Below are 22,925 nucleotides of genomic sequence, written 5' to 3'. Positions count from 1 at the left end.
ATGACCACAAGCGACGTTCCTGACGCCCTCGCCGAGATCCGCGACGGTTTCCTGGAGACCCCCGAGTCCGATCGTCTTCTCCTGCTGCTCGAGTTCTCCGACGAGCTCCCTGACGTGTCCGACGAGGTCGCGGCCCACCCGGAGATGTACGAGCGCGTCGCTGAGTGCCAGTCGCCGGTGTACATCCACGTCGAGGTGAACGACGACATCGTGACCATGCACGCCACGGCGCCGCCCGAGGCTCCGACCACCCGCGGTTTCGCGAGCATCCTGGTGCAGGGCCTCACCGGCCTGACCGCCGACGAGGTCCTCGCGATCCCGAACGACTATCCGCAGTCGATCGGGCTCACCAAGGCGGTGTCGCCTCTGCGCATCGGAGGCATGACCGGGATGCTGATGCGGGCGAAGAACCAGGTCACGCAGAAGCGCTGAAGCCCTGGGCCTCGAGCCAGTCGGTGATCGCGGTGGTCCAGCCCGTCTGGTCGTAGTTCCAGAGCTTGGTGTGGCGCGCGACCGTGAATCTGGGCATCGTCACGAGATCCGGACGCGCCTCCTGCAACGCGTGCGACGAGTCGGCAGGGACGAAGCCATCGTCGTCGCTGTGCAGGATCAGGATGGGCGCCGTCAGCTCGTCGGCGCGGGCGACCATGTCCAGGCGATCGAACGCGATCGGCTCGTCGGCTCCGCTGAGGCGCGCGGTGAGCGGCATCTGGAGCGCGCCCATGGCGAGTTCGGGCAGCGGTGCCCGAACTCCGGCCATCTTCGCCTGGAATCGCAGCACGGTGCGCCAGTCGACGACGGGAGATTCGAGGATGATCCCGGCGATGCGATCGCGGTGCTCCGACGTCACCGCAGCCTGCAGCGAGACCGCTCCCCCCATCGACCACCCCATCAGGATGACCTGTTCGGCGCCGTGTCGGAGTGCGTAGGCGATCGCGGCGTCCACGTCACGCCATTCCGAGGCTCCGAGGGCGTAGGCGCCCGCCCTGGTGCGGGGGGCCTCGCCGTCGTTGCGGTAGGAGACGACGAGGTTGGGCAGGCCCGCGGCAGAGAGCACCGGAACGGCCCGCAGGCACTCGGCGCGCGTCGCCCCGCGTCCGTGGACCTGGATCACCCAGGTCGAGGACGACGCCGGGAAGTACCAGGCAGGGCACGGACCGGCCGGGGTGCCGATCAGCAGGTTCTCCCAGCGCAGGTGGAGCTCGCTCGGGGATGAGTAGTAGTAGCCGCTGAAGGCCGCGGCACGATCGACGCGGGCGCCGGGCTCGATCTGCGTGAGGAGCTTGCGGCGAACAGTCGAGCCGTCTGCGCTGAGGACGGCACCGAGCTTCACATAGCCGTAGGTTCCGGTCGTGAACAGGCCGTACCGTCCGGGGAGCTCGGTGTCGAGGGTGCGCTGCAACTCGATGGTCTGCGCACCGGTGTCGACGGCGAGGATCTCGGTGTCGGTGGCACGACGCATGGGCGTGACGACCCGACGGGCGACGGCGAACACGACGAGAGCGAGCGCCGCCCCGAAAGCGAACAGGGCAGGGACAAGGAGCGTAACGGCGTGCCTGAGACTCTTCATCGCTTCCTGACTCTAGCCTGTTGCCGTGACCGCACACCCCGAGGCCGGGACGCCTTTCGAGAGCGCCGTGGCCGAACTGCGCGAGACCGAGTTCCGTGATGACATCACGGTGCGCGAGATCGCCACCCCGCAGGGCCTCGCGCCCTTCGCCATCGCCCTCGCCGCCGACGTGCGCCCGGAGGGTGACGGCGAGTCGGTGTACGGCACCGGTCGGTTCGTCCTGCTGCACGATCCGGAAGAGCCCGGCGCGTGGGGAGGCTCGTGGCGTATCGTGTTGTTCGCCCAGGCGCCGTTGGAGACGGAGATCGGCACCGACCCGCTTCTCGCCGACGTGACCTGGTCGTGGCTGGTCGACGCGCTCGACTCCCGCGACGCGATCTATCACTCGGAGTCGGGCACCTCGACCAAGACGCTCTCGAAGGGATTCGGTGGGCTCGCCATCGAAGGAGACGGCGCCCAGATAGAATTGCGGGCGTCCTGGACTCCGGAGGGCCCGTTCCGACCGCACGTCGAAGCATGGGCCGAACTGGTCGGAATGCTGGCGGGGCTTCCGCCCGGCTCCGAGGGCATCGCCGTGATCGGCGCGCGAAAGGCTGTACGTGACTGAATACTCCGTGATCTCGGATGTCGAGGAGTTCCGCGCAGCCTGCGCCGTGCTCGCCGCAGGAACCGGCCCCGTGGCCGTGGACGTGGAGCGGGCATCCGGTTTCCGGTACTCGCAGCGCGCCTATCTGGTGCAGGTGTTCCGCCGCGACGCAGGAGTCTTCCTGTTCGACCCGCCGGCCATCGGCGACTTCGCACCTCTGCAGGATGCGATCGGAGACGTGGAATGGGTGCTGCACGCCGCGAGCCAGGATCTGCCTTCACTCCGGGAGCTGCACCTCGAGCCGCCGGTGATCTTCGACACCGAGCTGGCATCGCGCCTCCTGGGGCATGAACGCGTCGGACTCGGTGCCGTCGTCGAGGACACCCTGGGCATCACGCTCAAGAAGGAGCACTCCGCGGCCGACTGGTCGACGCGGCCGCTGCCAGACTCCTGGCTCGAGTACGCCGCCCTCGATGTTCTGCACCTGATCGACGTGCGTGACGTGCTGGTGCTCGAGCTCGAGGAGCAGGGGAAGACGGAGTTCGCCGCGCAGGAGTTCGCCGCCACGCTCTCTCGCGCCCCCAAACCACCGCGCGAGGACCCCTGGCGCCGGCTCAGCGGCCTGCACCAGGTGCGCGGAGCCCGTAACCTCGCCGTCGCCCGCTCGCTCTGGCAGGCTCGCGAGGCGTTCGCGCAGGATCAGGACGTCTCCCCCGGACGTCTCGTCCCCGACCGTTCCCTCGTGGCGGCGGTCATGGCGAATCCCACGTCGAAACAGGCACTGGCAGGCATCAAGGAGTTCCAGGGGCGCGCGAGTCGCACGCAGCTCGATCGGTGGTGGCAGGCGATCGTCGATGGCCGGGCCTCGGAGGAGCTCCCTCGCGAACGCGTCCCGAGCGACACTCTTCCTCCGCCGCGCGCCTGGGCTGATCGGAACCCCGAGGCGGATGCGCGTCTGAAGGCCGCCCGCCCCGTCGTCGAGGCCGTGGCCGAGGAGCTGGGGATGCCGACGGAGAACCTCCTCACTCCGGAGTACCTCCGTCGCGTGGCCTGGGATCTGCCCGGCGAGACCGCGGAGGAGATCGGCGCTGCTCTGGCCGCCCTGGGCGCGCGACCCTGGCAGATTGCACAGACCGCACAGAAGATCGCCACCGCCTTTGTAGAGGCGGCGCAAACGCCCGACACGACCCCCGCACCCGCTTCGTAGGTTCGACCCAACCGATTCCTCCCCGTTTCGCGGGCTTCATAGACTGAGGCCACGCACTAACTTGGAGGCAGAGTGGCCGAGATCTCGGACGTCTTCTTCGTCGATGGAGTACGCACCCCCTTCGGGCGCGCCGGCGAAAAAGGCATGTACTGGAACACCCGCGCAGATGACCTGGCCGTCAAGGCGACCATCGGCCTGCTGGAGCGGAACGCGGCGGTCCCCACCGACCGCATCGATGACGTCGCGATCGCCGCGACGTCGCAGACGGGAGATCAGGGCCTCACGCTCGGCCGCTCCGTGGCGATCCTGGCCGGGCTGCCCCAGACGGTCCCCGGCCTCGCCGTCGAGCGCATGTGCGCCGGCGCGATGACGAGCGTCACGACGATGGGCGCCTCGATCGGCGTCGGCATGTACGACTTCGCCCTCGCCGGCGGCGTCGAGCACATGGGCCACCACCCCATCGGGGCGAACGCCGACCCGAACCCCCGCTTCGTGGCCGAGAAGATGGTCGACCCCGGCGCGCTCAACATGGGCGTCACGGCGGAGCGCATCTTCGATCGCTTCCCGCACCTGACCAAGGAGCGCTCGGACCGCTTCGGCATGCTGAGCCAGCACAAGGTGCAGGCCGCGTACGACGCCGGCAAGATCCAGCCCGACCTCGTTCCCGTGGCCACCAAGGGGCCCGACGGCGCCTGGGGTCTCGCCACCGAAGACGAGGGCCGTCGCCCGCAGACCACCATGGAGGACCTCGCGGCCCTCAAGACGCCGTTCCGCCCGCACGGCCGCGTCACCGCCGGTACCTCTTCGCCTCTCACCGACGGCGCGACGATGTCGCTGCTCGCCGGCGGCGGTGCGGTCAAGGAGTTCGGACTCGCGCCGAAGATGCGGATGGTCTCGTTCGCGTTCGCCGGAGTGCAGCCGGAGATCATGGGCATCGGACCGATCCCGTCGACCGAGAAGGCCCTGAAGAAGGCCGGCCTCACGATCGCCGACATCGGCCTGTTCGAGCTCAACGAGGCGTTCGCCATCCAGGTGATCTCGCTGCTCGACCACTTCGGCATCGCCGACGACGATCCCCGAGTGAACCAGTGGGGCGGCGCCATCGCGTTGGGCCACCCGCTCGCGGCATCCGGCGTGCGTCTCATGATCCAGCTCGCGGCACAGTTCGCCGAGCGCCCCGACGTCCGTTACGGCCTGACCGCCATGTGCGTCGGCCTCGGCCAGGGCGGATCGGTCATCTGGGAGAACCCGCACTACGACGGCAAGAAGAAGAAGTGAGCGCCACCGTGACGAACTACGACGAGATCGACTTCTCCCCCATCCAGGCGCTCACCGAGGGCGAGGTCATCACCCAGTCCCCGGTGCGCGACATCCGTCTCCCCTCGGGCAAGGTGCTGGCCCTGATCACGCTCGACAACGGTCGTGACCACACCCGTCCGAACACGCTGGGCCCTGCGACGCTCACGCAGCTGGGTGAGACGCTCGACGGTCTCAAGGCGCGAGCCGCCGCCGGCGAGATCCAGGCCGTCGGCATCACGGGAAAGCAGTACATCCTCGCCGCGGGTGCCGACCTGTCCGACATCAGCAAGGTCGGCTCGCGCGACAACGCACGCCTCATCGCGCAGCTCGGCCACAAGGTGCTCGGCAAGCTCGGCGATCTCGGCGTGCCGTCGTTCGCCTTCGTGAACGGCCTCGCCCTGGGCGGCGGCCTGGAGATCGCACTGAACTCCAGCTACCGCACGGTCGACGCGTCTGCGGCAGCGGTCGCACTCCCCGAGGTCTTCCTCGGCATCATCCCCGGTTGGGGCGGCGCCTATCTGCTGCCGAACCTGATCGGCATCGAGAACGCCCTCGAGGTCGTCATCTCGAACCCGCTCAAGCAGAACCGGATGCTGAAGCCCCAGCAGGCGTTCGATCTCGGCATCTTCGACGCGATCTTCCCCGCCGCGAACTATCTGGAGAACTCGCTCTCCTGGGCGGACGCCGTACTCGGCGGCAAGAAGGTCGAGCGCAAGAACGAACCAGGGAAGATCGAGCGGCTCACCAAGTGGCCGATCGCGATCAAGATGGCGCGCGGCATGCTCGAATCGAAGATCGGAACGGTACCGAAGTCTCCGTACGCGGCGCTCGACCTGCTCGACAAGGCGAAGAGCGGCACCAAGGCCGAGGGCTTCGCCCGCGAGGACGAGGCGCTCGCCGACCTCGTCACCGGCGACCAGTTCGCCGCGTCGATGTATGCCTTCGACCTCGTGCAGAAGCGCGCGAAGCGGCCTGTCGGTGCTCCTGACAAGGAGCTCGCGAAGAAGGTCACCAAGGTGGGCATCATCGGTGCCGGACTCATGGCCAGCCAGTTCGCGCTGCTGTTCGTGCGCAAGCTCCAGGTGCCCGTGCTCATCACGGACCTCGACCAGGCACGCGTCGACAAGGGCGTCGCCTACATCCACGAGGAGATCGGCAAGCTCGAGGCCAAGGGGCGTCTGGACGCCGACTCTGCGAACAAGCTGCGCGCGCTCGTGACCGGCACCACCGACAAGAGCCTCTACGCGGACTGCGACTTCGTGATCGAGGCCGTGTTCGAAGAGGTCGGCGTCAAGCAGCAGGTGTTCGGAGAGATCGAGAAGATCATCGCCGAGGACGCGATCCTCGCGACCAACACCTCGTCGCTGTCGGTCGAAGAGATCGGTGCGAAGCTCGCCCACCCCGAGCGCCTGGTCGGGTTCCACTTCTTCAACCCGGTCGCGGTGATGCCGCTGATCGAGATCGTGAAGACGCCCGACACCGCCGATGCGGCGCTGTCGACGGCCTTCGTCGTCGCGAAGAACCTCGGAAAGAACGCGGTTCTCACCGCCGACGCCCCGGGCTTCGTCGTGAACCGGCTGCTCGCGAAGGTCATGGGAGAGGCTGCACGTGCCGTCTACGAGGGCACGCCGATCGCCGACGTAGAGAAGGCCTTCGGCCCGCTCGGCCTGCCGATGGGACCCTTCCAGCTGATCGACCTGGTCGGTTGGAAGGTCGCAGCCCATGTGCAGGACACGATGGTGCAGGCCTTCCCCGAGCGGTTCTACGCGAACGAGAACTTCCATGCCCTCGCCGAGCTCGACGCGGTCGTGGAGAAGGACAAGGGCGGACGCGTCGTCGGCTGGAGCAAGCAGGCCGAGAAGGTCCTGAAGCCCGCTGTCGGGAAGACTCCGGCGGCGGCTGCGACGATCCTCCAGCGTGTGCAGGACGGTCTCGCGCAGGAGATCAAGCTGATGCTCGACGAGGGCGTGGTCCCCGAGGTCGAGGACATCGACCTGTGCCTGATCCTCGGCGCCGGCTGGCCCTTCATCGACGGCGGCGCTTCGCCGTACCTCGACCGCGAGGGTGCTTCCGAGCGGGCGTTCGGCGGTTCGTTCCACACCCCGCAGATCCGCGGCATCGAGAGCCGCTGATCACCGCCGAAGGGGTCGCATCGAAAGATGCGGCCCCTTCGTCGTCTCCTGCGCGGTCGTCTACTGCGAGGGCCGCTGATCCGTCTCGTCGGTCTTCGGCCAGTAGGACAGCGCGCGTTCGGCCAGAGCGGTGATCGTGAGAGACGGGTTGACGCCGGGGTTCGCGGGCACGGCCGAGCCGTCGACCACGTGCAGCCCCGCGTGTCCCCAGACCCGGTGATAGGGATCGATCACTCCGTCTTCAGGCGACGCCGAGATCACCGCACCGCCGAGGAAGTGCGCGGTCAGCGGGATCCCGAAGACCTCGGGCCACGAGCCGCGGGCTTCCGCGGACACTCCGCCTTCCTGCTCGACGCGCCTCGCGATCGCCGCAGCGGCCGTGTGCGCCTGCGGGAGATGACTCGGGTTCGGTTCACCGTGTCCCTGTGCACTGGTCATCACGAGGCGGCCGAAGCGGCGTCGCAGGGACAGGGTGAGCGAGTTGTCGGCGGTCTGCATCACCAGCGCGATGATTCCCCGTTCGCTCCACCGGCGGAGGTTCCCGAGACGGAACTGCCGCACCGGCGATCGGAGCACTTGTCTGATGAGGCTGCCCAGTCGTGCGCCCAGACCACGGTCGCCCGGCACGAGGACGGTCGCGAGCGCACCCATCAGGTTCGAGCCGGGACCGTAGCGCACGTTCTCCACATGAGTGCGGTCGTCGACGTGGAAGGAGGTGGTGATCGCGATTCCCCGCGCCAGCTCCAGAGACTCCGGAACCGCGGTCGCCACCGCGCCGTCGAGGGCCTCGGAGTTGGTTCGGGTGAGCCTCCCCAGGGCATCGGAGACCCGTGGCAGCGCACCGGAGGCCTTCATCCGGTGCAGCAGCTGCTGAGTGCCCCAGGTGCCGCCGGCGAGCACGACCTGCTCTGCCGTCACCGTGCGACGTCCGTGCCGGAACCAGGCACCGCTGCGCTGCGTGGTCACCGCGAATCCGCCGCCGGGGAGTTCACGCACCTCGCTCACCGTGCGCAGCGCCTCGATCGAGACACCTCGACGTTCCGCGAGGGCGAGGTAGTTCTTCATGAGGGTGTTCTTCGCGCCCACACGGCAGCCCACCATGCAGTTGCCGCAGAGCGTGCAGCCGGTGCGGTCCGGTCCTTCACCGCCGAAGAAGGGATCGGTCGTGCGCTCCCCCGGCTTCCCGAACCAGACGCCGACGGGGGCACGACGAAAAGTCGAGCCGACGCCCAGGTCGTCGGCCGCACCGGCCATGATCCGTTCGACAGGCCCCGTGTGCGGATAGTGCTCCACCACGCCGAGCATCCGCTTCGCGGTGGCGTAATGCGGCGACAGCTCCGACTCCCACTCGGCGATGCCTCGCCACTGCGGATCCTGGAAGAACGCGGGACCCGGCTGATAGAGCGTGTTCGCGTAGTTGAGCGAGCCTCCGCCCACTCCCGCGCCCGCCAGGATCATCACGTGCGGAAGCCGATGGATGCGCTGCACACCGTAGCACCCGAGCATCGGCGCCCAGAGGTAGCGGCGAAGATTCCAGCTCGTCTTCGCGAAGTCGTCATCCTCGAAGCGACGGCCGGCCTCGTAGACGCGGACCCGGTAGCCCTTCTCCGCCAGTCGCAGCGCGGCCACGGACCCGCCGAACCCGGAGCCGACGATCACGACGTCTTCATCGAACCTCGTCATCGCACACCCTCCGACCGCATCGTCGCCTCCGGCACCATCATCGTCAGCGCCGCAGGGAGCACCGCGACGGTGCACACATTCTCGCCGATACGCTCGCCATCGGCGTACACCACCAGGCCAGGGGCCGAGACCGTCACGGTCCGCGCTCGGCGGTGAGAGACCTCCGGTCGACGCAGGTGCGATCCTCGCAGCAGCAGCGGGAAGAGACGCAGCAGCCGCAGTCGGCCCAGAGGTGCGACATGAACGATGTCGAGCAGTCCGTCGTCGGGAACCGCCCCGGCGCAGATCGGCATCCCCCCGCCGTAGCTCGAGGTGCTGCCGGCGGCGATCAGCGTACCCGGAGCCCTCCGCGCGGGTTCGCCGTCGATGGCGAGCGAGAAGTCCATCGCACGCAGACGCACGAGTTCGATCAGCAGCGCCAGATAGTAGCGCGGTGCCCCGTGCGGCCAGCGGAGCCGGTTGGTGCGGTCGCTGACCTTCGCGTCGAACCCGAACGCCGCGATCGTGAGGAACTTCCGCGTCCCGGCCGCCGTGCTGACCTCACCGACATCGACCGGTCGCGGCACACCGGTGAGTGCCAGCTCCGCAGCGGCCGCGGCGTCACCTCGGGGCAGGCCGAGGGCACGCGCGAGGTCGTTCCCCGTTCCGGCCGGCACCAGGACGACCGGGGTGGCGGCTGCACACACCGTGTCGAGAATGCCCGACAGCGTGCCGTCTCCGCCGACGACCACGAGCGCTCGTGGATCGTCGGCCAGGGCTGCGACCGCGAGCCGGGCCGTGTCGGCCGCGGAGCCGCCCGCATAAGCGCGCACCTCGGCCCCGCGACTCCTGAGGTGCAGGACAGCGGCTTCGGCTGCCCTTCCGCCCCGCCCCTTGCCGGAGGACGGGTTCGCGAGCACCGCGATGTGCTCGGCCACGTCAGCGCGACCGCTCGATCGGGATCACGGCGCCGGGGTTGAGCACGCCGACAGGATCGAGTTCACGCTTGATGGCGGCGAGGATCCGGATGCCGGTCTCGCCGATCTCCTCACGGAGCCAGGGCGCATGATCCCTGCCGACCGCGTGGTGGTGGCTGATGGTTCCGCCCGACGCGATGATCGCATCATTGACGCGCGACTTCACGGGCTCCCACACCCCGAGCGGATCGGAGCGGATACCGGCGAGGACGGTGAAGTAGAGCGACGCCCCCGTCGGGTAGATGTGGGACACGTGGCACATGACGTACGACTTCGCCCCGGCATCCGCGAAGCCGTCCTTGAGAGCCGCTTCGACGGCCGATCGCAGCCTCTGCAGGTTCGACCACGTGGTCGCGGTCTCCAGTGTCTCGCAGAAGACTCCGGCGTCGAGCAGTGAATCCCTCAGGTAAGGACCGTCGAAGCGGCCCTTCAGCCAGTCCTCCGCCGCCCCCTCCCCTGCCGAGATGCCGCCGGCGGCAGCCAGCTGAGCGCTGGTACGAGCCCGTCGTTCGGCGATGCCATCGCCCTCGTACACGGTCACCACGCTCGCGCCCTTCGAAAGAGCCTTACCGATCTTGCCGACCTGCGCGAGGCTCACCGCCGTCTCCGCTTCGTCGGACAGTCGGATGACGGTGGGTCCGTTGCCCTGCTGTGCGACGCGTCGAAGCCCCTCGGCGCCGCTGGCGAAATCGGGGAAGGACCAGGACTCGAAGACACGCTCGCGGGGGATCGGATGCACCCGCACCCGCACCTCGGTGATGACGCCGAAGATGCCCTCCGACCCGAGGAACACCCTGATCAGGTCGGGACCCGCCGCCGAGCCGGGCGACCGTCCGAGCTCGATGTCGCCGGTCGGCGTCGCCACGCGGATTCCCGTCACCATCGAGTCGAAGCGCCCGTTGCCCGCCGAGTTCTGTCCCGACGACCGCGCTGCGGCGAAGCCGCCGATCGTCGCGTAGCGGAAGCTCTGCGGGTAGTGGCCGAGTTCGAATCCGTGCGCGGACAGCAGTGCCTCCGCCTCGGGCCCCGTGGTGCCGGCGGCGAGCACGGCCTCGCCGCTGATCTCATCCAGCCGGACCACACCGCTGAGACGTCGCAGGTCGAGGCTCACCACCGCGTGATGCGCGCCCCGCTGCGGGTCGAGTGCGCCGACGACGCTCGTGCCGCCGCCGAAGGGGATGACTGCGATTCCACGCGCGACGGCGACGTCGAGACACGCGCGCACCTCGTCGTGGTCGGCGGGACTCACGACGGCGTCCGGCGCGTCCTGCCGGGTCTCGCGACGACGCAGGAGATCGGCGGTCGAACGCCCTCCGGCATGGCGGATACGCGCCTCAGCGGTGTCGTCGACGTGAGCGGGGCCGACAGCGGCGGAGAGGGCCGCATGGTCTTCGTCGGACAACCGTGAAGGCGCCAGCTGCACCTCGGCCAGCGTGGCTGCCGGCTCGGGCCTGCGCACACGCCCCAGCAGCATCGGGAGCAGCGCGCGCACCGGCAGGGGCAGGTCCTTCGCCTTGGCCGGGTCACCCCAGCCGTTCCACCTCATCGACGGGTCCGCATCGACCCTGCCATTGTCTGGGTTCATGCGTTACAGTGTGACACATCATGGAAGAACGTCAACCTTCGTGGGACGCGACGCAGACGAGGATCCTCGATGCCGCCGACGCGCTGATCGAGCGCCGTGGCGTGCACGGGGTCACCATCGCCGAGCTCGCCCGCCGCGCCGACCTCAGCCGTCCGACGATCTACCGCAACTGGAGCGATGCCGATGACGTCGTCCGCGCCGCGCTGCTGCGCCGCGTGGACGGCATCCTGAGCACCTTCTCGGCGGACGCGCGCACGAGGACCGCTCTCGTGGACGACGTGCTGCGCTTCACGACGCTGTTCCGGAGCGACCCTCTCTACGGGCGGCTGCTCGCCGACGAACCCGAGGCCTTCACGCGGTACACCCTGCAGCGCGTGGGCTCGAGCCAACGCATGATCCTGCGCTGGCTCGCCAGGGCCATCAGTTCCGCACAGGGTGACGGATCGGTCAGGCCCGGCGAGCCGCAGGAGATCGCGGTCATGCTGCTTCTCATCGCGCAGTCCGCGGTCCTCTCGCACGGCACGGTGGCCGACCTCATCTCCGAAGCCGGGTGGGAACGCGAACTGCGCGCCGCACTCGACGGGCTGCTGAGACCGTGAACGGGGCATCATCCGCGCTCAACGTCGCGCGACGGAGGATCGATCTCGCACTCGCGGCCGAGGAGCGCGCCGACGTTCTCGTCGTGGGAGGTGGCATCACCGGTGCGGGAGTCGCGCTCGATGCCGCATCTCGCGGCCTCCGCGTGACGCTGATCGAAGCGGATGACCTCGCTTTCGGAACCAGCCGGTTCAGCTCGAAGCTGGTGCACGGCGGCCTGCGCTACCTCGCGACGGGCGACATCGCGACCGCGAGAGAGAGCGCACACGAGCGTCATCTCCTCATGACGACGATCGCCCCGCATCTGATCCGCCCGCTCGGGCAGCTCCTGCCGTTCTCACACGGCGTCACACTCCGCCAGCGCACGGCAGGCGCGGTCGGGATGGCGCTGGGTGATCTGCTGCGGATGCGCGCGCACACGCCTCGCAGCGTGCTGCCGGCCCCGGTGCTCGTGTCGGCGCGCACCGCTGCTCGGCTGGCGCCCGCTCTCGATCCGCACGGTCTGCGCGGGGGCGTGCTGTCCTACGACGGCCAGCTCGTCGACGACGCACGACTCGTGGCGACCGTGGCGCGGACTGCAGCTGACCTCGGCGCCCGCATACTCACCCGGGTCCGTGCGGTGGCGCTGCGTGCGGACGGTGCCACCGTCGAGGAGACGACGACGGGTGAACGATTCGACATCAGCGCACGTGCCGTCATCAACGCGACCGGGGTGTGGGCGGGCACGCTCGACCAGGCGATCGGGGTGCGACCGAGCCGAGGCACCCATATCGTGCTCGATGCCGCCGACCTCGGAACTCCTTCGACGGCCCTCACGATCCCCCACGAGGGCTCGATCAGCCGCTATGTGTTCGCGCTGCCGCAGGCATACGGTCGCGTGATCGTGGGGCTCACCGACGAGGACTCTCCCGGTGCCGTGCCACGCGTGGCGCAGCCGACGGAGCCGGAGATCGACTTCCTCCTGCGCAGCCTCAACCGGGTGATCGCCGCACCGATCGGTCGCGATCAGGTGCGAGGGGCCTTCGCGGGCTTGCGGCCGCTGGTCGACAGCGGTACGGACTCGAGCGCCGACGTCTCGCGCAGGCACCTGGTGGCGATGTCAGAGGCCGGGTTCGTCACTGTTCTCGGCGGAAAGCTGACGACGTATCGGCGGATGGCCGAGGATGCGGTCGATCTCGCAGCTCGGACACGGGGCCTGCAGGCGACATCGAGTCGGACGGCATCGTTGCGACTCGTCGATCGCGTGATCCCCTCCTCGCCGGAGCTGCTGGACGAGACGACGGGGTTGACCGCAGCCGAGGTCGAGTACGCCGTCCGTGTCGAGGGGGCGATGACCGTCGACGACGTGCTCGACCGCCGCACACGCGTCGGTCTCGTCGACGCGGATCGCGAACGCTGCAGGGGGGCGGTGGAGACGATCGTCGCTCGCACCGTCGCCGACCTCGTCTGAGCCCGTCCCCCGGCGGATCGGGACCGGGGCGTATCCACCGAGAAGCATCGCGGAGAACGCGCGGGGAACAGCGCATGAACTCCCCCGAACCGGGCGTCTCCCCGGTACTCCCGTGCGCCGCGACCCTGCACAGTGGTGTCATGGACATGCTCTTCACGATGCTGGGCGGCAAGGGGATGTCGGGGCTGCTGAAGACCGGCACGGCGATCCTCACCACGCTCCTGGTCCTGCCCGCCCTCCTCAAGCTCTTCATCGTCACGGTCGATGAGGGCTGGGCAGCGATCCGGACCCGCAACGGCAAGCCGATCATCCGGAACCGTCCACAGCGACGCCCGTCCGCTCGCGCAGGCGCGGTCGGCGAGGTCGTGGTGCTGCACCCGGGGTCCCACGGCGCCTTCCCGCTGTTCTACTGGTACAAGCTCATCGATGTCCGCTGCCGCGCGACGGATCTACCCGCGCGCGAGATGACCGGATCCAGCGGCCATCAGCATCGGGTCCACGCCTCTTTCGAGTGGCGCCCCATACCGACGGGAAGCGACCTGCGGGTCTTCGAGCTCGATGTGGTCAACGTCAAGGAACGCGCATCGAACATCGTCGGCGCGGCACTGAGGGATGTGATCCGTGGGCTCGAGGGGGCCGAGCTCCCGCACAACGACGAGATCAACACCCGCGTCATCGCCGCCAGCGCCGAGGAGGTACGCCGTGCTTGCGGCGTCGAGCTGGTGCGCTTCATGGTCACCGGCGACGCGCTCACCGACGGCTATCTGCTCTCGACGGCGCTCCGTGACGTCGACCGAGGCGCACAGGCCGTCGCGGCACTGCACGCGCTGAACTGACGGCGGCGGCGCCGACATCCGATCGGGCGTCAGTGCCGCTCGTGCAGCGGGATGTCGATGGTTCCGCTCTCCCCCGCGTGACGCGCCTTCGGAATGCGCGTCCCGAGCACCTGCGAGACGATGTCCTGCGCGATCTTCGGTGCCGTGAGACCGGCGTCGGAGAGGATCTGATCACGCGAGGCATGGTCGATGAACTCGTCCGGCAGCCCCAGCTCGTCCACCGCGGTGTCGATCCCGGCCTCCCGGAGAACCTGGCGCACACGAGTGCCGACGCCACCGACGCGTATGCCGTCTTCGAGCGTGATCACGAGGCGATGATGCGCCGCGAGCTCGACGATCGATGGCTGCACGGGGATGGCCCAGCGCGGATCGATGACCGTCGCACCGATCCCCTGCGCACGGAGCCGCTCGGCGACGTCGAGAGCGAGTTCGGCGAACGGGCCGATGGCGACGATGAGAACGTCTTCAGACTCACCGCGGGCGAGCACGTCGACACCGTCGCTCAGTCGTTCGATCGCCGGCAGATCGGCGGCGACCTCCCCCTTCGGGAACCGGATGACGGTGGGGGCGTCTTCGACATCGACGGCCTCGCCGAGGGCTTCCGTCAGACGCGCACCGTCGCGAGGCGCGGCGATGCGGATGTGCGGAACGATCTGCAGCATCGCGAGATCCCACATGCCGTGATGGCTGGGACCGTCGGGACCTGTGACGCCGGCGCGATCGAGGACGAAGGTGACCCCGGCACGGTGCAGGGCGACATCCATCAGCACCTGATCGAAGGCACGCCCCATGAAGGTGGCGTAGAGGGCCACGACGGGGTGCAGGCCCCCGTATGCCAGGCCGGCGGCGGACGCGACGGCGTGCTGCTCGGCGATGCCCACGTCGTAGACCCGATCGGGGAAGCGCTCGGCGAACGGCGCGAGCCCGGTCGGGCGCAGCATCGCAGCCGTCATCGCGATCACGTCGCTGCGCTGCTCGCCGACGGACACCAGCGCGTCGGAGAACACATCCGTCCAGCCTCGCCCGCCGGAGGAGAGCGTCTCGCCGGTCGTCGGATCGATCTTGCCGACGGCGTGGAACTGATCGGCCTCGTCATCCCGAGCCGGCTGGTAGCCCCGCCCCTTCTCGGTGATCGTGTGGACGATGACAGGGGCCCCGTAGGACTTCGCCAGCTCCAGCGTCTCCAGGAGCGCAGGCAGGTCGTGTCCGTCCACCGGGCCGAGATACTTGATGTCGAGGTTCGAGTAGAGGGCCTCGTTGTTCGTGAAACGTGAGAGGAAGCCGTGCGTGCCCCCACGGACGCCGCGGAAGACCGCACGCCCTACGGGACCGAACGCCCGGAACAGGCGGTCGGAGCGCTGGTGGAGGTCCTTGTAGGCCGCTGCCGTGCGCACGCGGTTGAGGTACCGCGACATGCCGCCGATCGTCGGTGCATACGAGCGCCCGTTGTCGTTGACGACGATGACCAGGTTGCGGTCGTTGTCGTCGGAGATGTTGTTCAACGCCTCCCAGGTCATGCCACCGGTGAGTGCGCCGTCGCCGACGACCGCGACCACGTGACGGTCCGCGCGTCCGGTCGCCGTCAGCGCCCGCGAGATGCCGTCGGCCCAGCTGAGCGAGCTGGAGGCGTGCGAGGACTCCACGACGTCGTGGGGGCTCTCCCCCCGCTGCGGATAGCCGGCGAGGCCGCCTCGGACGCGCAGAGCGGAGAAGTCCTGGCGCCCGGTGAGGAGCTTGTGCACGTAGGACTGATGTCCCGTGTCGAAGATGAAGGGATCGTCCGGGGAGGAGAACACGCGGTGCAGAGCGATCGTCAGCTCGACGACACCGAGATTGGGCCCCAGATGGCCGCCCGTGCGGGACACGTTCTCGACCAGGAACTCGCGGATCTCCGCGGCGAGCTCCGCCAGCTGCTCTGTCGAGAGCGCATCCAGATCACGGGGTCCTGAGATGCTCGGAAGAATGGGCATCTGCACCTCCTCACAGGCTCCGTCACAAGCGCCCGACGAGGGTGCGGACGTCTCTAGATCCTACCCCGAGACTCCGGGAAACCCCGGAGGGCGCCGCCCCCTTGACAGGAAGGGATGACGCGATGAGGGGGCTCGGATCCGAAGATCCGAGCCCCCTCATCTGTGCGATCAGACCAGCGAACGCAGCACGTACTGCAGGATGCCGCCGTTGCGGTAGTAGTCGGCCTCGCCGGGGGTGTCGATGCGGACGACCGCGTCGAACTCGACCGGCTGCTTGCCCTCGGGCGAGTTCTCGCTCGGGATCGCCGTGACCTTGACCGTCTTGGGCGTGACGCCGTTGTTGAGCTCTTCCAGACCCGAGATCGAGACGATCTCGGTGCCGTCGAGGCCCAGCGACTCCCAGCTCTCGCCGGCGGGGAACTGCAGCGGGACGACGCCCATGCCGATCAGGTTCGAGCGGTGGATGCGCTCGAAGCTCTCGGTGATGACCGCCTTGACGCCCAGCAGGCTCGTGCCCTTGGCCGCCCAGTCACGCGACGAGCCGGAGCCGTACTCCTTGCCACCGAAGATGACCAGGGGTGTGCCCTCTGCCTGGTAGTTCATGCTCGCGTCGTAGATGTACGACTGCGGGCCGCCCGGCAGAGTGAAGTCACGCGTGTAGCCGCCCTCGACCACCTGTCCGTCGTTGACGGCCGCGACCATCGCGTTCTTCAGACGGATGTTGGCGAAGGTTCCGCGGATCATGACCTCGTGGTTGCCTCGACGCGAGCCGAAGGAGTTGAAGTCCTTGCGGTCGACGCCGTGCTCCGTGAGGTACTGCGCCGCAGGCGTGCCGGCCTTGATGTTGCCGGCGGGCGAGATGTGGTCGGTGGTCACCGAGTCGCCGAGGGTCGCCATGACGCGTGCACCCTCGATGTCCTTCACCGGGGTGAGCTCCATCGTCATGCCCTCGAAGTACGGCGCCTTGCGCACGTAGGTCGAGTTCTCGTCCCACTGGAAGATGTCGTCGTCCGGAGTGGGCAGGCTGCGCCAGCGCTCGTCACCGTCGAAGACCGTCGCGTACTGCTTGATGAACTGCTCTCGCGAGATCGAGGAGTCGACGAGCTCCTGCACCTCTGCCGGAGTCGGCCAGATGTCCTTGAGGAAGACGTCTTCCCCATCGGTGCCCTTGCCGAGCGCGTCGTTCTCGAAGTCGAAGTGCATCGACCCGGCCAGCGCGTACGCGATGACCAGCGGCGGGCTGGCGAGGTAGTTCATCTTCACGTCGGGGCTGATGCGCCCCTCGAAGTTGCGGTTGCCCGAGAGGACGGCCGTGACGGCGAGGTCGTGCGAGTTGATCGCCTCGGACACCTCTTCGATCAGCGGACCCGAGTTGCCGATGCAGATCGTGCAGCCGTAGCCGACGGTGTAGAACCCGAGGCCCTCGAGGTCCTTGTCGAGTCCGGACTTCTCGTAGTAGTCGGTGACGACCTTCGAGCCGGGGCCGAGCGTGGTCTTGACCCACGGCTTCTGCTTCAGGCCCTTCGCGAGCGCCTTGCGTGCGACGAGACCGGCGGCGATCATCACCGACGGGTTCGACGTGTTGGTGCACGAGGTGATGGCCGCGAGCGTGACGGCACCGTTGTCGAGGATGTACTTCTCCCCCGACGGCGTCGTGACCGGCACGGGCTTCGAGGCGTTCGCCGGGGCACCGCTGTTGATGTGCACCGGGCGCGTGGTCGGCTCCTCGTCACCGGGTGCCTGACCGGGGTCGGACGCCGGGAACGAGTGCTTCGACTCGAGATCGACGATCGAGTCCGAGGTGGACGGCGAGGCGTAGCTCAGGATGTCCTGCTCGAACTGCGACTTCGCCTCGGAGAGGAGGATGCGGTCCTGCGGGCGCTTCGGGCCGGCGATCGACGGCACGACGGTGCCGAGATCGAGCTCGAGGTACTCGCTGAAGGTGGGCTCGTGCGCGGCGTCGTGCCAGAGCTTCTGCTCCTTGGCGTACGCCTCGACCAGCGCGACGGCCTCTTCGCTGCGGCCGGTGAGGCGCAGGTACTCGAGGGTGACGTCGTCGATCGGGAAGATCGCGGCGGTGGAGCCGAACTCCGGGGACATGTTGCCGATGGTCGCGCGGTTGGCGAGCGGCACCGAGGCGACGCCCTCACCGTAGAACTCGACGAACTTGCCGACCACACCGTGCTTGCGCAGCAGGTCGGTGATCGTGAGCACGACGTCGGTCGCGGTGACCCCGGCGGGGATCTCGCCGGAGAGCTTGAAGCCGACGACGCGCGGGATGAGCATCGACACGGGCTGGCCGAGCATGGCCGCCTCGGCCTCGATGCCGCCGACGCCCCAGCCCAGCACACCGAGGCCGTTGACCATGGTGGTGTGCGAGTCGGTGCCGACACAGGTGTCGGGGTATGCGCGGAGCACGCCGTCGACGTTGCGGTCGTAGATGACCTTGGCCAGGTGCTCGATGTTCACCTGGTGGACGATGCCGGTCCCGGGCGGGACGACCTTGAAGTCGCTGAATGCGGTCTGACCCCAGCGCAGGAACTGGTAGCGCTCGCCGTTGCGCTCGTACTCGATCTCGACGTTGCGCTCGAGCGCGTTCTCCGAGCCGAACAGGTCGGCGATCACGGAGTGGTCGATGACCATCTCGGCGGGCGAGAGCGGGTTGATCTTGTTCGCGTCACCGCCGAGCGCCGTCACGGCCTCGCGCATGGTGGCGAGGTCGACGATGCAGGGCACACCGGTGAAGTCCTGCATGACCACACGGGCCGGCGTGAACTGGATCTCGGTGTTCGGCTCGGCCGCGGCATCCCACGAACCCAGCGCCTCGATCTGCGCCTTCGTCACATTCGCGCCGTCCTCGGTGCGAAGCAGGTTCTCGAGGAGAACCTTGAGACTGAAGGGGAGCTTCTCGAAACCGGGCACCGTGTCGATGCGGAAGATCTCGTAGTCGGTGCTGCCGACTGTCAGGGTGCTCTTGGCACCGAAGCTGTTCACCGTGGACACGGATCCGTCTCCTTCTATTCGGATGGGAGCGACAGGCGCCTCCATCTTGCTCGCCAGCGAGCCCCTGCGGCTAGCAAGGCGGCCCTAACCAGTCTGCTCCGCGCAGCTCACCGGCGAAAGCCTGCGATTTATCTTGATGTCAAGATAAATCTATCACGCCTCCGGAGCATCCTCGCTCGCGGGCTCGCGCGGGTGGAGAGCGCGAACGACGAGCCAGGTGACGGCGATCAGCGGCGCGAAGAGGGGCAGGCCCATGATGAGCTTGAGAGTGCCGAGCGCTGTGACATCTCCGGCGAGATAGAGCGGCAGCTGCACGGCCAGACGCGCGAAGAACAGCGCGGCCCAGGCGATCCCGAGCCAGAAGTAGGCACGACGCTTGCGGCGATCATTGCGCCAGGTGGTGCCCTCCCCCATCAGGAATCCGACCGCGAGGCCGATCAGCGACCACCCGATCAGAGCGGAGACCAGGATCACCGATCCGTAGACCGCGTTCGTGATGAGTCCGGGGACGAAGTTGTCAGCGCCGCGTCCGGTCCACAGCGCCAGCGCCGCAGCCGCACCCGCGGCGACGAGACCGCCGAGGGCTGCCGAGGGCGGTGACTTCTGAGCGAGCCGGATGATCGTGAAGACCGCCGCGAGACCGACCGAGATCCCGAGCGAGAGGATCAGCGGCTCCGGGCGGATCGTGAAGATGATCACGAACGCGAGGCTGGGCAGCACCGACTCGAGGATGCCGCGCCACCCGCCCATCGCGGACCAGACCACCTTGTGCGTGCTCGAGCTCTCGGCGGGGTCGAGGCCGGCGCGACGCGCGGCGCCTCCGAGAGCCTGCCCGAGAATCTCGGAGGTGCTCTTGTCTCGTTCGGGTCCGGGCTCGGGAGCGCTCACGCGGAACCCGGGGTCGCCGGCATCTTGAGCGGGATCAGGTCGCGCGGAGGCATGGGGGATCCGCCACGGACGACCACGATCGAACGGAAGAGGTCTTCGACCTTCGCGGCCGCATCCGGGTCGGAGGCTCCAGCGCCACCGATCACACCGCGGAGGAACCAGCGAGGACCGTCGATGCCGATGAAGCGCGCGAGGCGCAGCCCGGATCCCTCCGCCGCCGTGGCGGGCACTTCGGCGAGGAGCTCCTTGCCCAGCGGGCCTTCCCTCTCCTCGACACGGCCGCCCTGCGCCTTGACCTGGTCGCGCAGCTGCACGCGCGTCTCGTCCCACAGCCCACCGGTGCGCGGGGCCGCGAACGGCTGCACCTGCAGCGAGGAGTCCGCGTAGTCGAGACCGACCGCCACGATGCGCTTCGACTGCTCCTCGACCTCGAGACGGAGGTTCAGGCCCTCCCGCGGAAGGATCTTGATCCCGCCGAGGTCGATGTACGGGCGGACGGGGTTCGCCTCGGAGTCATCGAAGGGACCGTCGGTGGCACGATTCAGCGGTGCCGACTTCGAAGGGGTCTCGTTGTTGTCAGTCATTGGCCTGTCCTGCTTCGTTCTGGTGGGTCGCTGCCTGATAGCCGGTGGATCCGAATCCTCCGGCGCCGCGGACGCTGTCCGGCAGCTCGTCGACCGGGATGAACGTGGCGCGCGTGACGGGCATGATGATCAGCTGCGCGATACGATCGCCGACGGCCACATCGTACGCGCTCCGGGTATCGGTGTTGATCAGGCTCACCTTGATCTCGCCGCGATAGCCCGCGTCGACAGTTCCGGGCGAGTTCACGATCGAGATCCCGTGCTTCGCCGCCAGCCCGCTGCGCGGAACCACGAACGCTGCGTACCCCTCGGGGAGGGCGATACGCACGCCCGTCGGCACGAGTGCGCGCTCCCCCGGCTCGAGGTGCACGGCTTCCGCCGCGATCAGATCGGCACCGGCATCGCCCGGATGCGCGTACCCGGGCACCACTGCAGCGATAATGGGGATATCAACGGAATCGGTCACCCCATGAGGCTAATGCAGAACCCCGCCACAGACACACGCCCCCGCTACCGCGAAAGGCTCTCGCCGAGCCTCTGGTTGCTCGTGACCGTCGCGGTCGCCGGCCCGATGGTCTCGCTCGTCTTCGTGCCGATCGGCTCGACCGTCGCGCTCGTGCTCGGCGCGGCCGTGTCGGCTCTGCTGGTGCTGGGCTTCATCGCCGCCGCCCCGGTCGTCTCCGTCGTCGGCTCCGTCTTGCACGCAGGCCGCGCACACATCGACACCAGGCATCTCGGCGACCCCGTGGCCCTGACGGGCGAAGAAGCTCGTCACGCCCGCGGCCCGGGGCTGCCGGCACGTGGGTGGCACCTGATCCGCGGCGGCATCGACGGCATCGTCGTCGTTCCGAACCTCGACCAGGACGACCCGGTCGACGCCTGGACGATCTCGACCCGCACGCCCGACCGCCTGGCCGCGGCGATCCGCGCCTCGCGCGACTGAGACGCTTCCCGCAGACGACAGCGCGCCCCTGACCGGAGTGGTCGGGGGCGCGTGATACGTCGCTCGGAGGACTGCTTACGCAGCGCACTCCTTGCAGATGGGCCCGGATGCGCCCTCGTGATCGAGCTGTGAGCGGTGCTTCACGAGGAAGCAGCTCATGCACGTGAACTCGTCCTGCTGCGCGGGCAGCACGACGACGTCGAGCTCGAGGTCGGAGAGGTCGGCACCCGGAAGGTCGAAGCTCGACGGGTTGTCGGAGTCTTCGTCCCCGCTTGAGCCGGAGAGCTTGTCCGGCACACGCTCCTTCAGGGCTTCGATCGACTCGGAGTCGTCTTCGCTCTTTCGGGGGGCGTCGTAATCGGTTGCCATGCGGTAGATCTCCACTTTCATGGTGCGAGTGGGTGGTGCGCCGTCGGGTATTCGGCGGCCATAGTTTGCACGACCAAACGACATAACGCAAATGCTCGTCCGTGCGACGGAGGAAACTCACGGCACGCCCAAGGTATTCCCGGGCCTGACGCCCCGCACGTGACACCATGAACGGACACCCATCAGAGGGGCATTCGCATGGAAAACGTCACCATCGTCGGCACAGAAGCAGGAGTCCTCGTACTCGCGACCGAGTCGGGCGAGCGGTTCGCGCTGCCCATCGACGACATGCTGCAGCGCGAGATCCGTCGCGCCACGCGTCAGAGCGAGCCGACGGCCCAGAAGCTCGCCGCGAGCCCGCGCGACATCCAGGCGCAGATCCGTGCCGGCCTCACGGCCGCCGAGGTCGCAGAACTGCTCGGCATCGGCGTCGACGACGTCGCACGGTTCGAAGGCCCGGTCCTCGCCGAGCGCGAGCATGTGATCGGGCAGGCGCTCGCCGTTCCCGTGCTCATCGGCAGCGAGGTCGAACCCGATGCGCAGCCGACCTTCGGCGTCGCCGTGCGGGCCAAACTCGCCGAGATCGAGGCCACGTCCGAGCGTTGGGCGAGCTGGAAGGATGAGTCCGGCTGGATCATCAAGCTCGAGTTCACGGCCAACGACGTCGATCACGATGCGCGCTGGAGTTTCGACCCTCGCCGCAGCGCTCTCTCGCCGCTCAACGCCGACGCCACGCAGCTGTCGCGGCAGGGTTCGCTTCCTGAGGGCCTCATCCCCCGCCTGCGGGCCGTGGACGCCGACCGGATCACCTCGCCGTACAAGGACGAGAGCCGCTTCGACTCCGGCGCCTTCGGGCCACGCCTGCTGCCGGCGCCCGATGCGGAGATCGAGGACCCGTCGTTCCCTGAGCGCTCCGACGCCGCCGCGCAGGACGCGGCGATCAAGCGCGCGCCCGCAGCGCAGACGACGAGTCCGGAGACCGCCGATCTCCTGGAAGCGCTTCGTCGACGACGCGGCCAGCGGGAGACGGCGCCGCTGCTCGACGATGTCGAGGACGCAGAGCGCCCCGAGCCGAGCCCGATCTCCCTGTTCGAGGCTCTGGAGCAGCCGGATGACGAGCCGGAGCCGCAGCAGCCTGCACCGCGTCCGTCAGGTTCGGACTCGGGTGACTCCAACGGCCGACGACGCCGCCGGAACGCGATGCCCTCCTGGGACGAGATCGTCTTCGGCGCCCGCACCGACGAGTGAGACCCGTCTGATCGCGGCT

The 22,925-nt window shown here is 68.6% G+C and carries 20 protein-coding genes; 10 read left to right on the top strand and 10 right to left on the bottom strand.

Going from position 1 to position 22,925, the window contains the following annotated elements:
- On the top strand, positions 1-432 hold the full coding sequence (locus ASD13_RS08065; protein ID WP_055867962.1) for a SufE family protein: 432 nt from the start codon (positions 1-3) through the stop codon (positions 430-432).
- Here ASD13_RS08065 and ASD13_RS08060 read toward each other — a convergent pair.
- Positions 416-1,570 carry an alpha/beta hydrolase family protein gene (locus tag ASD13_RS08060; RefSeq protein ID WP_055867953.1) on the bottom strand — a complete coding sequence of 385 codons (1,155 nt, stop codon included), beginning with the start codon at positions 1,568-1,570 and terminating at the stop codon, positions 416-418. The two genes, ASD13_RS08065 and ASD13_RS08060, sit on opposite strands and share 17 nt — an antisense overlap.
- A 25-nt stretch (positions 1,571-1,595) precedes the next feature.
- On the opposite strand from ASD13_RS08060, the gene ASD13_RS08055 reads away from it, so the two are divergent.
- The 4 genes from ASD13_RS08055 (at position 1,596) to ASD13_RS08040 (ending at position 6,794) form a co-directional block, all read left to right on the top strand.
- On the top strand, positions 1,596-2,177 hold the full coding sequence (locus tag ASD13_RS08055) for a DUF3000 domain-containing protein (protein WP_055867949.1): 582 nt from the start codon (positions 1,596-1,598) through the stop codon (positions 2,175-2,177).
- The gene (locus ASD13_RS08050; RefSeq protein WP_055867943.1) at positions 2,170-3,363 is read left to right on the top strand and encodes a ribonuclease D; all 1,194 of its coding nucleotides are present in this window, start codon (positions 2,170-2,172) and stop codon (positions 3,361-3,363) included. Before ASD13_RS08055 ends, ASD13_RS08050 begins: the two co-directional genes overlap by 8 nt.
- A gap of 72 nt (positions 3,364-3,435) precedes the next feature.
- Complete coding sequence (locus ASD13_RS08045) at positions 3,436-4,641, top strand: thiolase family protein (protein ID WP_017830501.1); 1,206 nt, start codon at positions 3,436-3,438, stop codon at positions 4,639-4,641.
- Between the two features lie 8 nt (positions 4,642-4,649).
- Positions 4,650-6,794 (top strand): 3-hydroxyacyl-CoA dehydrogenase NAD-binding domain-containing protein, encoded by a 2,145-nt coding sequence (locus ASD13_RS08040; protein ID WP_055869151.1) that lies wholly within the window; start codon positions 4,650-4,652, stop codon positions 6,792-6,794.
- A gap of 60 nt (positions 6,795-6,854) precedes the next feature.
- Here ASD13_RS08040 and ASD13_RS08035 read toward each other — a convergent pair whose 3' ends face one another.
- The 3 genes from ASD13_RS08035 to ASD13_RS08025 are packed head-to-tail and all read right to left on the bottom strand — an operon-like array spanning position 6,855 to position 11,018.
- Positions 6,855-8,477: a GMC oxidoreductase gene (locus tag ASD13_RS08035; RefSeq protein WP_055867939.1), complete on the bottom strand. Its 1,623-nt coding sequence runs from the start codon at positions 8,475-8,477 to the stop codon at positions 6,855-6,857.
- Positions 8,474-9,394, bottom strand: coding sequence for a YegS/Rv2252/BmrU family lipid kinase (locus tag ASD13_RS08030; RefSeq protein ID WP_055867936.1), 921 nt, complete (start codon positions 9,392-9,394; stop codon positions 8,474-8,476). The genes ASD13_RS08035 and ASD13_RS08030 overlap by 4 nt, the downstream gene beginning before the upstream one ends.
- Position 9,395: 1 nt before the next feature.
- Positions 9,396-11,018 (bottom strand): FAD-binding oxidoreductase, encoded by a 1,623-nt coding sequence (locus tag ASD13_RS08025; RefSeq protein ID WP_235562503.1) that lies wholly within the window; start codon positions 11,016-11,018, stop codon positions 9,396-9,398.
- A gap of 20 nt (positions 11,019-11,038) precedes the next feature.
- On the opposite strand from ASD13_RS08025, the gene ASD13_RS08020 reads away from it, so the two are divergent.
- From ASD13_RS08020 to ASD13_RS08010, 3 genes are all read left to right on the top strand, one after another.
- A complete protein-coding gene (locus tag ASD13_RS08020) occupies positions 11,039-11,617 on the top strand; it encodes a TetR/AcrR family transcriptional regulator (protein WP_055867933.1) in 579 nt (192 codons plus the stop codon).
- Complete coding sequence (locus tag ASD13_RS08015) at positions 11,614-13,065, top strand: glycerol-3-phosphate dehydrogenase/oxidase (protein ID WP_055867930.1); 1,452 nt, start codon at positions 11,614-11,616, stop codon at positions 13,063-13,065. Before ASD13_RS08020 ends, ASD13_RS08015 begins: the two co-directional genes overlap by 4 nt.
- Positions 13,066-13,139: 74 nt before the next feature.
- On the top strand, positions 13,140-13,901 hold the full coding sequence (locus ASD13_RS08010; RefSeq protein WP_055867926.1) for an SPFH domain-containing protein: 762 nt from the start codon (positions 13,140-13,142) through the stop codon (positions 13,899-13,901).
- 29 nt (positions 13,902-13,930) lie between these two features.
- Here the strand turns inward: ASD13_RS08010 and dxs are convergent, their stop codons facing one another.
- From dxs to dut, 5 genes are all read right to left on the bottom strand, one after another.
- Positions 13,931-15,871 carry a 1-deoxy-D-xylulose-5-phosphate synthase gene (gene dxs / locus ASD13_RS08005; RefSeq protein WP_055867924.1) on the bottom strand — a complete coding sequence of 647 codons (1,941 nt, stop codon included), beginning with the start codon at positions 15,869-15,871 and terminating at the stop codon, positions 13,931-13,933.
- A gap of 168 nt (positions 15,872-16,039) precedes the next feature.
- On the bottom strand, positions 16,040-18,874 hold the full coding sequence (locus ASD13_RS08000; protein WP_055867921.1) for an aconitate hydratase: 2,835 nt from the start codon (positions 18,872-18,874) through the stop codon (positions 16,040-16,042).
- Between the two features lie 153 nt (positions 18,875-19,027).
- Positions 19,028-19,762 carry a DUF3159 domain-containing protein gene (locus ASD13_RS07995; protein WP_055867918.1) on the bottom strand — a complete coding sequence of 245 codons (735 nt, stop codon included), beginning with the start codon at positions 19,760-19,762 and terminating at the stop codon, positions 19,028-19,030.
- Positions 19,759-20,346 carry a DUF3710 domain-containing protein gene (locus tag ASD13_RS07990; RefSeq protein WP_017830490.1) on the bottom strand — a complete coding sequence of 196 codons (588 nt, stop codon included), beginning with the start codon at positions 20,344-20,346 and terminating at the stop codon, positions 19,759-19,761. The genes ASD13_RS07995 and ASD13_RS07990 overlap by 4 nt, the downstream gene beginning before the upstream one ends.
- The gene (dut, locus tag ASD13_RS07985; protein ID WP_051056601.1) at positions 20,339-20,812 is read right to left on the bottom strand and encodes a dUTP diphosphatase; all 474 of its coding nucleotides are present in this window, start codon (positions 20,810-20,812) and stop codon (positions 20,339-20,341) included. Before dut ends, ASD13_RS07990 begins: the two co-directional genes overlap by 8 nt.
- Positions 20,813-20,815: 3 nt before the next feature.
- Here dut and ASD13_RS07980 point away from each other — a divergent pair, with 3 nt between their 5' ends.
- Positions 20,816-21,289 carry a DUF3093 domain-containing protein gene (locus tag ASD13_RS07980; RefSeq protein WP_051056600.1) on the top strand — a complete coding sequence of 158 codons (474 nt, stop codon included), beginning with the start codon at positions 20,816-20,818 and terminating at the stop codon, positions 21,287-21,289.
- Between the two features lie 75 nt (positions 21,290-21,364).
- Here the strand turns inward: ASD13_RS07980 and ASD13_RS07975 are convergent, their stop codons facing one another.
- Complete coding sequence (locus tag ASD13_RS07975) at positions 21,365-21,658, bottom strand: DUF4193 domain-containing protein (protein WP_029259298.1); 294 nt, start codon at positions 21,656-21,658, stop codon at positions 21,365-21,367.
- 198 nt (positions 21,659-21,856) lie between these two features.
- Here ASD13_RS07975 and sepH point away from each other — a divergent pair, with 198 nt between their 5' ends.
- Positions 21,857-22,906 carry a septation protein SepH gene (sepH, locus tag ASD13_RS07970; protein WP_055867916.1) on the top strand — a complete coding sequence of 350 codons (1,050 nt, stop codon included), beginning with the start codon at positions 21,857-21,859 and terminating at the stop codon, positions 22,904-22,906.
- The last annotated feature ends 19 nt before the right edge of the window (positions 22,907-22,925 follow it).

Origin of the sequence: Microbacterium sp. Root1433D1, assembly GCF_001426835.1 — a bacterium.
GTDB classification, from domain to species: domain Bacteria; phylum Actinomycetota; class Actinomycetes; order Actinomycetales; family Microbacteriaceae; genus Microbacterium; species Microbacterium maritypicum.
Note: the sequence above shows the minus strand (reverse complement) of the source record. Positions and strands in the feature narration are given on the sequence as shown.